Origin of the sequence: Shewanella sp. FJAT-52076, from assembly GCF_019457455.1 — a bacterium.
Classification (GTDB): domain Bacteria; phylum Pseudomonadota; class Gammaproteobacteria; order Enterobacterales; family Shewanellaceae; genus Shewanella; species Shewanella zhangzhouensis.
Genome location: NZ_CP080415.1, coordinates 3,009,500 through 3,022,048 on the forward strand (window position 1 = coordinate 3,009,500; position 12,549 = coordinate 3,022,048).

At 56.4% G+C, this 12,549-nt stretch carries 9 protein-coding genes; 4 read left to right on the top strand and 5 right to left on the bottom strand.

Going from position 1 to position 12,549, the window contains the following annotated elements:
* Nucleotides 1–33: 33 nt before the first annotated feature.
* From K0H79_RS13130 to K0H79_RS13145, 4 genes are all read right to left on the bottom strand, one after another.
* On the bottom strand, nucleotides 34–1,296 hold the full coding sequence (locus K0H79_RS13130) for a glutamate-5-semialdehyde dehydrogenase (protein WP_220076109.1): 1,263 nt from the start codon (nucleotides 1,294–1,296) through the stop codon (nucleotides 34–36).
* Entirely contained in the window at nucleotides 1,296–2,435 is a 1,140-nt protein-coding gene (gene proB, locus K0H79_RS13135) for a glutamate 5-kinase (protein ID WP_220076110.1), read from the bottom strand. The genes K0H79_RS13130 and proB overlap by 1 nt, the downstream gene beginning before the upstream one ends.
* 165 nt (nucleotides 2,436–2,600) lie before the next feature.
* On the bottom strand, nucleotides 2,601–3,890 hold the full coding sequence (locus tag K0H79_RS13140) for an NCS2 family permease (protein WP_220076111.1): 1,290 nt from the start codon (nucleotides 3,888–3,890) through the stop codon (nucleotides 2,601–2,603).
* A gap of 854 nt (nucleotides 3,891–4,744) precedes the next feature.
* The gene (locus K0H79_RS13145; protein WP_220076112.1) at nucleotides 4,745–6,274 is read right to left on the bottom strand and encodes a leucyl aminopeptidase family protein; all 1,530 of its coding nucleotides are present in this window, start codon (nucleotides 6,272–6,274) and stop codon (nucleotides 4,745–4,747) included.
* A gap of 212 nt (nucleotides 6,275–6,486) precedes the next feature.
* Between K0H79_RS13145 and K0H79_RS13150 the strand changes: the two genes are divergently transcribed.
* Entirely contained in the window at nucleotides 6,487–7,947 is a 1,461-nt protein-coding gene (locus K0H79_RS13150; RefSeq protein WP_011760628.1) for an aminoacyl-histidine dipeptidase, read from the top strand.
* A gap of 71 nt (nucleotides 7,948–8,018) precedes the next feature.
* Here K0H79_RS13150 and K0H79_RS13155 read toward each other — a convergent pair whose 3' ends face one another.
* Nucleotides 8,019–8,927: a LysR family transcriptional regulator gene (locus K0H79_RS13155; RefSeq protein ID WP_220076113.1), complete on the bottom strand. Its 909-nt coding sequence runs from the start codon at nucleotides 8,925–8,927 to the stop codon at nucleotides 8,019–8,021.
* 332 nt (nucleotides 8,928–9,259) lie between these two features.
* Between K0H79_RS13155 and aguA the strand changes: the two genes are divergently transcribed.
* The 3 genes from aguA (at nucleotide 9,260) to K0H79_RS13170 (ending at nucleotide 12,529) form a co-directional block, all read left to right on the top strand.
* Nucleotides 9,260–10,357 (top strand): agmatine deiminase, encoded by a 1,098-nt coding sequence (gene aguA, locus K0H79_RS13160; RefSeq protein ID WP_220076114.1) that lies wholly within the window; start codon nucleotides 9,260–9,262, stop codon nucleotides 10,355–10,357.
* 35 nt (nucleotides 10,358–10,392) lie between these two features.
* Nucleotides 10,393–12,096 (top strand): amidase, encoded by a 1,704-nt coding sequence (locus K0H79_RS13165; protein WP_220076115.1) that lies wholly within the window; start codon nucleotides 10,393–10,395, stop codon nucleotides 12,094–12,096.
* 181 nt (nucleotides 12,097–12,277) lie between these two features.
* Nucleotides 12,278–12,529, top strand: coding sequence for a hypothetical protein (locus K0H79_RS13170; protein WP_220065214.1), 252 nt, complete (start codon nucleotides 12,278–12,280; stop codon nucleotides 12,527–12,529).
* Nucleotides 12,530–12,549 lie beyond the last annotated feature (20 nt).

Here is a 12,549-nt window from a genome sequence, read left to right on the forward strand (position 1 = left end):
TTTTTATGTCTTGCTTCAACTGGGTTCGGCTGCTTATCGGCAGCTGTAATCCCCAACACCCAACCATTTATAGGTGGTCAGGGCCTCGAGCCCCATTGGGCCTCTGGCATGGAGTTTTTGCGTGCTGACCGCCACCTCTGCGCCAAGGCCAAACTGGCCGCCATCGGTGAAGCGGGTTGAAGCATTGAGGTACACGGCCGCCGAGTTAACTTCATTCATAAAGTGGGTCGCCGCTGCAAGATTGTCGGTAAGAATCGCCTCAGAGTGCCCGGATGAGTAGTGGCGAATATGGGCGATGGCCTCGTCGATATCCGAAACTACCTTCACCCCCAGAGTGAGTGACAACCACTCGGTTGCAAAACTCTCATCGCTGGCCACCTCTGCCTTGATTCCCGCAGCGGCGAGCAGGCTCTGGCTTTGCTCGCAGGCCACCAGCTTCACGTCTTTTTCCTGCAGCGCTCTGGCGAGTTCAGGCAACCAGTCGAGTCTATCCCTGTGAATAAGCAGGGTGTCCAGCGCATTACATACTGTGGGGCGCTGCACCTTGGCATTGATAATCACATCGGCAGCGCGATTGATATCGGCGTCCTTATCAAGATACAGATGACAGATACCAATGCCCCCCAGGATCACTGGAATGGTGGCCTGCTCAGCACAAAGCCGCTGCAAACCCTGGCCACCTCTTGGCACTATCATGTCGACGAATTTATCCAGCTTCAAAAGGCCAGTGACCAAGGCTCTATCTGGATTATCAATAAGCTGCACGCAATCTTCGGGCAGGCCTTCACCGGCCAGGGCGCGGCGAATAGCAGCGGCAAGTGCGATATTCGACTCACGGGTTTCTTTTCCACCGCGAAGGATGACCGCGTTACCGGTTTTCAGTGCCAGCACGGCAATTTCCACTGTGACATTGGGGCGGGCCTCGTAAATCACGCCAATCACACCAAGGGGAACACGGCGACGGCACAGGCGCATGCCGTTATCCAGCTGCCGACTGTCAAACTCTTCACCTATAGGGTCGGCAAGGGAGATCACATTATCGATATCGGCAATGATGCCACTCAGCCTGTCTTCATTAAGGAGCAGCCTGTCTATCATGGCATCCCCCAAACCCGACGCACGCGCTGCCGATACATCTTTGGCGTTGGCGGCTAATATCTCATCGAATGCCGAATTAAGCTCGGCGGCAACCCGGCCCAACAAACGGTTTTTGGCCATCACGCCAAGGTTTGCCAGCGAAAAACCTGAGCTTTTGGCGGCCTGACCCAGTTGCTGCAAATATGCCTGAGTGTCCATCACTTGGCCTCCCCAATCATTTCCAATACCACCATATCATTGCGGTGCACCACAGCATCGCCATAGTCGTAGCCAAGCAGGGGTTCAATCTCGTCTGAGTGCTTACCGGCTATCTGGTGCAGCGCCTGAGACTGATAACGGGCAATCCCCCTGGCCACCACCCGGCCATCGGGACTCACCAGCTCCAGTGTGTCTCCACGCTCGAACTGGCCTTCAACCCCTGTGATTCCTTTGGAGAGCAGACTGCGACCCCGGCAGGTCACCGCGGCAACGGCACCAAGGTCCAGCAGCAGGCGGCCTTTCGCCTTGGGACCGGCCAGGATCCACTGTTTGCGACTTTCCAGCGGACTCTCAATGGCCAGAAAACGGGTACCCACGGCCTCGCGGCGGGCCGCCTTTTGAATTACTTCCGGGTGATGACCCGAGGCAATGATCACTTCCACGCCGGCGCGGCGGGCAATATCAGCGGCCTGCAACTTGGTGGCCATACCGCCGGTGCCAAGGCCTGACACAGAGCCACCGGCCAGTAGACGCAGGCTGTCGTCGATGTGCTCAACCTCGGGGATCAAGCGTGCATTGGGCTCTTTGCGGGGATCGGCATCGAACAAACCTTTTTGGTCGGTGAGCAGCATCAAGAGGTCGGCATCGCACAGGAGCGCCGCCCGGGCAGACAAATTATCGTTATCCCCCACCTTGATTTCGGTGGTCGCCACCGCATCGTTTTCATTGATGATGGGGACAATCCCCTGCGCCAGCAGCGCATTGAGGGTATCGCGGGCATTGAGATAACGCTCACGGTCGTGCAGATCAGCCCGGGTCAGCAGCAACTGGCCCACATGCAGGCCGTAAATACTGAAGAGTTGTGACCAGGCGAGAATGAGCTGACTTTGCCCGACAGCGGCCAGGAGTTGCTTGTTGGCCATGGTGTCGGGCAATACCGGGTAACCCAGATGTTCACGTCCAGCGGCAATGGCACCCGAGGTCACCAACACCACTTCCACACCTGACTTCATCAGTCCTGCCATTTGCCTGGCAAGCTCCACCATATGCGCCTTATCCAACGACTTGCTGCCGGATGTCAGTACACTGGTCCCCAGTTTTACCACTACCCGTCGGTAGCCCTGCACACTCGAGTTCATCTTGATCCATGTAAAAAAGCCGAACTCACCTTATACCCAAAGCAACCGCCCTTGCACAACGGCGCCGATGGATATTTGCCACAAAAAGCGCTCAAGTTAAAAAAATACACAAAAAAAGGGCCATACATTGTATGACCCTTAATCTGTTAACCAGCCCGGGAGCTATCAGGCAAAGGCAAACTTCGCCACAAACAGCAGTGCCAGCACCACAATACCCACGTTGAGGTCGCGGAAGCGACCACTGAGGGCCTTGATGGCGGCATAAGAAATAAAGCCAAAGGCGATACCCGAGGCAATGGAGAAGGTCAGCGGCATCAAGAGACACACCACCACTACAGGGGCGGCTTCAGTGATGTCTTCCCACTCAACATGCACCAGGCCTGACATCATCAGAATGGCCACGTAGAACAGCGTACCTGCGGTAGCGTAAGCAGGCACCATGCCCGCCAGCGGCGAAATAAAGAGTGACGCCAGGAACAGAAGTCCTACCACTACGGCAGTCAGACCGGTACGGCCACCGGCACTCACACCGGCTGTACTCTCGATATAACTGGTTGTGGTTGAGGTACCCAGGCCGGCACCGGCAATGGTGGCCACACTGTCGGCTGTCAGAGCGCGGTTCAGGCGAGGCAAACGGCCCTTGTCATCGAGGAAACCACCGCGCTGGGCTACAGCAACCAGGGTGCCAGAGGTATCGAAGAGGTCCACGAACAGGAAGGCGAATACCACCGACAGCATGCTTACTTCGAGCACGGCCGAGAGATCCATCTTCATAAAAGTGGGGGCGATTGACGGTGGCGCCGATACCAAACCATGGTACTGCACATCACCAAACAGCAGTCCCAGGCCGGTAATGGCGAGAATGCTTAAGATAACCGCTGACTTCATGCCGCGGTTTACCATGGCAATAATCAGGAAGAAGCCCAGAACCGCCATCACTGCCGGGAAGGCCTTGATATCGCCCATGGTCACCAGGGTCGCAGGGCTCGCCACCACAATACCCGCGCTCTTAAGGCCAATCAGCGCCAGGAACAGACCGATACCGGCAGCAATGCCAAGACGCAGTGACATGGGGATGGAGTTAACAATCCACTCACGAATGCGGACCAGCGACAAAATCAGGAAGCAGACACCGGACATAAACACGGCGCCCAGCGCCGTTTCCCAGCTGTAACCCATTTCACCGACCACTGTGTAGGTAAAGAAGGCGTTAAGCCCCATACCGGGTGCCAGCGCAATGGGATAGTTGGCCATCAGGCCCATGATCAAACAACCTACGGCAGCCGCAAGACAGGTCGCCACAAACACGGCGCCATGGTCCATACCGGCATCGGCGAGCATCATGGGATTGACGAAAATAATGTACGCCATGGTCAGGAAGGTTGTTAACCCCGCAACCACTTCCTGCTTTAAGGTCGTTTGGTTTTCTTTGAGTTTAAAGAGTTTTTCTAACATGGAACTGGGTTCCTTGATCTTGTTTTAGTATTGGGTACGAGAGGGTGAATGTAAAAATGCCTTAACATTCTCGATTCGGCGCAGATTATAGGGGCTTTCCCCTGGTCAGGCCAGAACAAATGCCCAAGGCGAGCGCTGGCGCAGAATGCAATCGATTGCGATGGTTAGAAAGGAAGCTTTCGATGGATAAAAAAAAGCCTGCTCAATGAGCAGGCAAAGACATGTTTCAAGCGTCCCGGATGGGAAAAGAATTACCGCGCTAGCGGAAACACCTTGGTATGTTGATGATGCGAATCAACATACTACTTGAGTCCAAAAAGTACCCAAAGGGGTAACACAAAGGTTGATGGATGATGGAAACTACTTCAAGAAGGGGTAGTTAAGCCCTTGAATCGCCATAGAGGGGACGATTAGCCCTTGAAAGTCATGGTGTACAGACCACCGCGCAGCAGAGTTGCGTTAAACCAGGTGTTCTGCCAAACGAAAGCGTTTTTACCAGTGTAAGACATAGTCATAAGCTCCAAATTAACAAGTCAGTTAGTACTCTAGCGAAGCTTGGCTCGGTTCCCTGGAGCTAGAGATTCTCATTTCCGTGGAGACAACTTGTCACTCGGTTCCCTGGAGAGGTATCCATCCTGGATTGACTAGAGGTGACAGGCATCTTGCCCCGTCAACGAGAGCAAGTATAGCTATCTGTAGTTTTATTACAAGCATTATTTGATAAATTTTTATTTTGGCGAATTTCTGTAATTTTATTACACATTAAAACTGGGGTTATTTGTGATAAATATCAGATAAAAAAGCGGAACACCAATGGCATTCCGCAATTTTTCAACAAGTTATAAATTGTGTAATTATTTTGTAATGTAATGACACATTACTGCCAAAGGCGATGCGGTTGGCTTACCATACAAAGGGTCACCTTCGGTGGCGCTGCCCGCGATGTCCAGATGCACATAAGGCAAGGGTTTATCGCTGCCAAGTCCATGTGCCTCAAGGCCCGAGGCGCGGATAAGAAATGCCGCCGGGAACTGATGGCCGCGGGCGGTCACAGACGAAGGTGCATTGTTGGATGACAATATGTCTGACGCACCAGATACATCTTTAATCTTGTCAAAGTCTTCCCGGCGCAGTCTGGAGACTTCAAAGGGCTCACCAACGCTGTCACCGAGTGCGGCAATGGTCCCGGCCACATCGCCACTATGGGCCACCGAGTTGGCCACCGCCGCAGGATAACCGCCGTAGGCACGCACGACGTGGCCGGTAAGCGTTGCTACCGAAAATATTTCCGGGTTGACGGCGCCCACTGCCTTCTGCCGCAGGTGGCTTAAGATATCGGCCAGCACCAGGCGCCCCTCGGCATCGGTGTTGCCAATGCGCACCCGCACCCCGGCGTGACTTGGAATGATTTCATCGGTGACAAAAGCCTCTGAGCCAATGCTGTTACGCACCAGTCCAAGCTCAGCAATTACACGAATACCTTTGGGTTTCAGCAACGACAGGGTTTTCATGAGCCCTGCAACGGCAGCCGCGCCGCCCTTGTCACGGCTCATGCCTGCCATGGCCCCGCCAATTTTCAGATCGGCGCCGCCGGTGTCGTATACCACGCCTTTACCGGCAAAGAGGAAAGTGCGCTCTATCTCGCCCTCGCCCACGTATTCGAGTTTCACGACTCTAGGCTGATGACGTCCCACCGCAAAAGAGGCGCGGCCTACGGCGCTCAAAAGTGGATAGTCTCGCTCCAGTTCATCACGGCCTTCAATCACCCGGGTGTGAATATCAGTGCCAGCAAAGGCCTTCACGCAGTAATCGGCAAACGCGGGCGCCGACATACGCTCAGGTTCGGTGCCGCACAGGTCTCGGGCAAGATTGCGACCGGTTTCGAGGGCGCTGGCCAGTGTGGCGAGCGACTCATCGGCGCCATAAAGGCCAATGGCTTCAATGCTGCAAGGGGCAGCGCCCTGCTCTCGGGCCTCAAGGCTGGTCCATAATTCCTGACCACAGCCAAGGGCGGCGGCCAGCATGGCTTCAACCTTATCGTCACGGCCAAACACCGCCAGCAGTGGTCGGGAGGCACCGGCATCTCTTGCCATGGCAATGGCGCTACGGGCAGCCAGGGTGACAGAACGCACGTCATCATAATCGCCATAGCTGCTGCCGATGGGGGCGTAAATCAAGCGGCCACCGGCGAGGCCCGGTGCCAGCAGTAAGGTGGTGGTCTTTCCCACCCGGTTGTCGATACTGGCGGCGTGACCTGCCAGCAGACGTACTTCATCGAGGGAAACTGCATCCAATGAGGGGCTCAGCACCAACAGGGCATCAAAGCCCTCACCGGCGAAGATGCCATTTTCATCCTGTTCAACAACAAATTGTGCCTGAAACATGACCCGTCCTATTGTTTTGATTGTGTATTGCAAGGCTCGGCTGATTATTCCTGCAATCAGCATCATTTGCCACCCGCTGCACGGCCTTTCGCTGGAAACTTTGGCTTCCACAAGAGGGATGTTTGCCCATCCACCCGGGGCCCACACTGTGGTAAACTCGGCGCAATCAAGGGCGCACCGCCCAGTCATGACAAAAAAGCCGGGAGTATTCCGTGACTGCTATTAATCAGCTCTACCCTCAGCCTCTGTGGCAGTGGTTCGAACAAATCTGTGCCATTCCCCATCCTTCCAAACACGAAGCGGCCCTGAGCCAGCACATTCAGGCATGGGCCCGCGATAAAGGCCTGCCTGTGGTGGAAGATAAAGTCGGCAACCTGATTATCCGTAAAGCCGCCACTCCCGGCATGGAAAACCGCAAGACTGTGGTGATTCAGGCACACATCGACATGGTGCCGCAGAAGAACAACGACAAGGTACACGACTTTACCAAAGACCCCATTGAAGCCTATGTGGATGGCGAGTGGGTTAAGGCCCGTGGCACTACCCTGGGCTCAGACAACGGCATAGGCATGGCATCAGCCCTGGCCATTCTTGGCAGCGATGACATTCCCCACGGCCCACTGGAAGTGCTGCTGACCATAGACGAAGAAGCCGGTATGACCGGCGCCTTCGGTCTGGAAGCCGGATATCTGGATGCCGAAATCCTGATCAACACAGATTCTGAGCAGGAAGGCGAAATTTACATGGGCTGCGCCGGTGGCGTAGACGCCGAAATCACCCTGCCCATGGTATGGGAAGCCCCTGCCGAAGGTTACAAGAGCTTCGCGCTGAACCTGTCTGGTCTCAAGGGTGGTCACTCAGGGGTGAACATTCACCTTGGCCGTGGCAATGCCAACAAGCTGCTGGCCCGTTTCCTGTTTGAAAACGTTGAAGCCCTGCAACTGGAGCTGGCTGATTTCAACGGCGGCTCACTGCGTAACGCCATTCCCCGCGAAGCTGGCCTGACCCTGATGGTACCGGCGGAGCACGAGCAAGGCTTGAAAGACGCCGTCAGCGCCTTCGAAGCCCTGGTGCGTGAAGAGCTGGCCATTGCCGATCCTGGTGCCGTTCTGACCCTGACTGAAGTGGCCGAGCCCAAGCGGGTGATGAGCGAGCACAGCCAGAACACCTTTATCGACCTGCTGAACGCCTGCCCCAACGGCGTAATGCGCATGAGCGATGAAGTAGCCGGTGTCACCGAAACTTCGCTGAACGTGGGCGTTATCACCACCAGCGAGCAGGATGTGAAAATCCTCTGCCTGATCCGCTCCCTGATTGACTCTGGCCGCACCCAGGTCGAAGGCATGCTGATTGCGCTCTCTAACCTCGCCGGCGCTGAAATCGAGCTCTCCGGTGCTTACCCGGGTTGGAAGCCGGACAACAGCTCGCCTGTGATGGCCATCGTGCGTGAAACCTATCAGGACATCTACAACAAGGAGCCGGTGATCATGGTTATCCACGCCGGTCTCGAGTGTGGCCTGTTCAAGAAGCCCTACCCCGAGATGGACATGGTTTCCATTGGCCCCACCATCCGCTTCCCACACAGCCCGGATGAGATGGTGAACATCGAAACCGTGGGCCAATACTGGCAGTTGCTGCTGGCAGTGCTTGAGCGTATTCCTGAAAAGGCCTGAGCCTTAAATTAATCCAGTAAAAAGGGCGACTCTTGAGTCGCCCTTTTCTGATTCTTTTGAAAATAGAAAACCTAATTGCTCACCAACGACTTCATCAGGCTGCGAAGCCAAATCAGCGCCGGATGTCCGCCAAGCGCAGGGTGCCAGACGCAGTTAAGATGATACCCGGGCACATCTTCGGGCAGCTGAAGCCGCTTCAGCGGCCAGTGTTCGGCCAGCAAATCTGCCACCTTTTGGGGAAGCACCAATACATAGTCGCTTCGACACACAATCGCCGCCGCCGACATGTAGCTTTGGCTGTTCACCGAAATACGCCGCGACAAGCCCTGGCTCCCGAGCCAGCTATCTAGCCTGGCTTCTGAGGTACCAAGTGGCGAGTGAAACACATGGGCCATGCCGATAAGCTCGCTAAGCGCCATCTGCTCGCCAACCCCGGGTAAGTCTTTTCGCACCAAACCTGCCAGCGGTTCGGTAAGCCAGGTTTCTTTGCCAAGATAGGCCGGCACCTGCATATATTCATCAAAGCCCAGCACCAAATCTATTTCACCGGACGCAAGCTCCGCCTCCGGCAGCCTGTCCCGCAGAATGCGGATTTCAATGCTGACCCCGGGGGCAAGCTCATTCAGCCGCTGCATCAAAGGCGGCATCAGTACACACTCCACATAGTCGGTGGTGCACAGCACAAAGCGGCGCCGTGAGCTTTGGGGGTCGAAGGCTTCTTCCTCGCTGAGCTGCTGCTCCAAAAGCCTGAGTGCCTGACGCACGCCGCTGTGCAGATGCTGGGCGCGGGGGGTGGGCACCATCCCCTGAGGAGTGCGCACCAGCAGCTGATCGCCAAAAGCGGTACGCAGCCTGCCCAGGGCATGACTCATGGCCGGCTGACTGATAAACAGCGACTCGGCCGCGCGGGTCACACTGCCCTGGGTCATCAGAGCGTCAAAGGCAAGCAGCAGATTCAGGTCGAGTTGATGCAGTTTCATGACCACTATTCATATTAATTATGGGCACATACATCTTATTCATTTGTTGTATGATGGTGCAACTTCTTACACTGTGAAAGCTTTGACTTTGACCCTGTGATGTAAGGCTTTTTCGATAAGGCTCAGTGATAAGATTTATCAGAGTTCGAAAAGTCTCCAGGCTTGCCGGTGTAGCATTACCCACGCTGGGATTCTGGCAGTTCGAAGCTAAGATTAATTTCACCGCGCTGCCGCCTTACCTGGCGGCGACGCAAGACATAACGGCATGTGCCATTTTCCCATTACCGCCCCTGCGTGGCTTGGTGCCGACACAGGGGCGCAAGGACATAGCAATGAGCATCAACACTCTCAACTCAACTCCGGCCGCCGATGGCTTCACCATGCCAGCCGAATGGGCACACCAGCAGGCCGTGTGGATGATCTGGCCATTTCGTCCTGACAACTGGCGCGAAGCCGGTCGCTTTGCCCAGGCGACCTTCGCCAAGGTGGCCGATGCCATTGGCGGTGCCACACCTGTGTTTATGGGGGTGCCAGCCGAGTTTATGGATAAGGCCCGCGCCATTATGCCGGCCCACGTGACTTTGGTTGAGATGAACAGCGATGACTGCTGGGCCCGCGACACAGGCCCGACCGTGGTTACCAACGCCGCCGGCGAGTGCCGCGGCATCGATTGGGGCTTCAATGCCTGGGGCGGCCACAAGGGCGGCCTCTACTATCCATGGGATCAGGATGAGAAAGTGGCGGCTCAAATGCTCGCCCAGCATGGCATGGACAGATACCAGGCGCCGCTTATCCTCGAAGGCGGCTCCATCCACGTGGACGGTGAAGGCACCTGCCTCACAACCGCCGAGTGCCTTTTGAATGAAAACCGCAACCCACACCTCACCAAAGAGCAAATCGAAGCGCACCTGCGCGACTATCTGGGTGTAACCAGCTTTATCTGGCTGGGTGACGGCGTTTACATGGACGAGACCGATGGCCACATCGACAACATCTGCTGTTTTGTCCGCCCGGGTGAAGTAGCACTGCACTGGACCGATGATGAAAGCGACCCACAGTACGAACGCTCTGTTGCCGCGCTCAAGGTGCTGGAAGCCGCCGAGGATGCCAAGGGCCGTAAATTGAAGGTATGGAAGCTGCCTCAACCAGGCCCGCTGTACTGCACCGAAGAAGAATCCGCTGGCGTCGAGAGCGGCACCGGCGTGCCACGCGAAGCCGAAGGCCGTCTGGCCGGCTCTTACGTGAACTTCCTTATCACCAACGACCGTATCGTCTACCCGCTTTTGGACGAAGCCACCGACGGTGAAGCTCAGCGTATTCTGGAAGACATCTTCCCTGAGCATAAGGTTATCGGTGTGCCTGCCCGTGAGATCCTGCTTGGCGGTGGTAACATCCACTGCATTACCCAGCAGATCCCATCCGGCAAATAATCGGCCTGTTCATTCACCTTTTCGGAGTTACCCGTATGTTCGAAGTAACCGAAGTTTCCATTGCAACGCTTCGCGCCGCGCTCGAGTCCGGCCGCACCACATCGGTCGAACTGGTTAAGGCCTATCTCGCCCGCATCGAGGCCTTTGATGGCCCGGACACTGCCACCAAATTAAACGCCGTTGTGGTGCACAACCCAGATGCGCTTAAAGAAGCCGAAGCATCCGACGCGCGCCGTGCCCGCGGCGAGACCCTGGGTCCCCTCGATGGCATCCCCTACACCGCCAAAGACAGCTATCTGGTGAAGGGCCTCACTGCCGCCTCCGGCAGCCCGGCCTTTAAAGATTTGGTTGCCCAGCGCGATGCCTTCACCGTAGAGCGTCTGCGCGCCGCAGGCGCCATCTGCCTTGGCAAAACCAATATGCCGCCCATGGCCAATGGCGGCATGCAGCGCGGTGTGTATGGCCGCGCCGAAAGCCCCTATAACGGCGACTACCTGACCGCGCCCTTCGCCTCCGGCTCATCCAATGGCGCCGGTACCGCCACTGCGGCAAGCTTTTGCGCCTTTGGCCTTGCCGAAGAAACCTGGTCCAGCGGCCGCGGCCCTGCTTCCAACAACGGTCTGTGCGCCTACACCCCGTCCCGCGGCGTGATTTCGGTGCGCGGCAACTGGCCACTGACCCCCACCATGGACGTGGTCGTGCCCTACGCCCGCACCATGGCCGATTTGCTGGAAGTGCTGGATGTTGTGGTTGCCGACGATGCTGATACCCGCGGCGATCTGTGGCGTATGCAGCCCTGGGTGAGCATCCCCAAGGCCTCGGAAGTGCGCCCCGAGTCGTATCTCGCCCTCGCCGCTGGCGTCGACAGCCTTAAAGGCAAGCGCTTTGGTGTGCCTAAGATGTTTATCAATAAGGATGAACTCGCTGGCACCAGCGAAAACCCGGGTATTGGCGGCCCGACCGGTCAGCGCATTCATACCCGCGACTCTGTGATTGCCCTGTGGGAGCAGGCCCGGGCGGCGCTGGAAGCTGCCAGCGCCGAAGTGATTGAAGTGGACTTCCCGCTGGTGTCCAACTGCGAAGGCGATCGCCCCGGCGCGCCAACCGTGTTCAATCGCGGCATAGTCACCCCTGAGTTTTTGCACGACGAGCTGTGGGAGCTCTCCGGCTGGGCCTTCGATGACTTTTTGCGTGCCAATGGTGACCCCAAGCTCAATAAGCTTGAGGACGTGGATGGGCCGAAGATTTTCCCCCATGACCCGGGCACACTGCCAAATCGCGAGGGCGACCTTGCCGCCGGTATGGATGAGTACGTCAACATGGCCAAGCGCGGCATCAAGCCGTGGAATGAAATTGCCACTGTGCCCGACGGTCTGCGCGGCCTTGAAAAGACCCGCAAGCTTGACCTCGAAGACTGGATGGATGCGCTTAAGCTCGATGCCGTGCTCTTCCCTACCGTGGCCGATGTGGGCCCTGCCGATGCCGATGTGAACCCGGCTTCTGCCGATATCGCCTGGAGCAACGGCGTTTGGGTAGCCAATGGCAACCTCGCCATCCGTCACCTGGGCGTACCCACAGTGACTGTCCCCATGGGTGTGATGGCGGATATCGGTATGCCTGTGGGTCTGACCTTTGCTGGCCGAGCCTACGATGACAACGCGCTGCTGAGCCTGGCCTCGGCGTTTGAATCCACCGGTAACAAACGCCAAATACCACCACGCACCCCTAAGCTATCCTGATTAGGTAAAGTAACTCGCTGTTAGTGAATCAAAAGCCACCCAATGGGTGGCTTTTTGCTATTTTAGGCTCAATTTCCGACGTCAAGGAACATGACCGGCCGGGGCTTCTTTGCTATAACCATGGAACCATCAGTGACGGACTCAGTCATAAACCTATCTACATAAGATTCAAGGAAGACTCATGCGCTTACTCCCTGTGACACTTGCCACAGCTCTTACCCTGCTGCTGACCGCCTGCAGTGCCAATCAGGTAAGCCAATCCGGCTGCGCCTTTGTGACTGGCGTTTATGAAAACGACAACCAAAATCGCAGCAACCCGGATCACAGAGAAACTACGGCCAAAGAAAATGCCGCGGTCGGCGTGATAAATGCCCTTTTTGCCGGAATAGCTGGCCTTTTCAAAGATGAGGATAAAGAGGAAAACTGCCTCTAACACTCGGCATCACTGACATG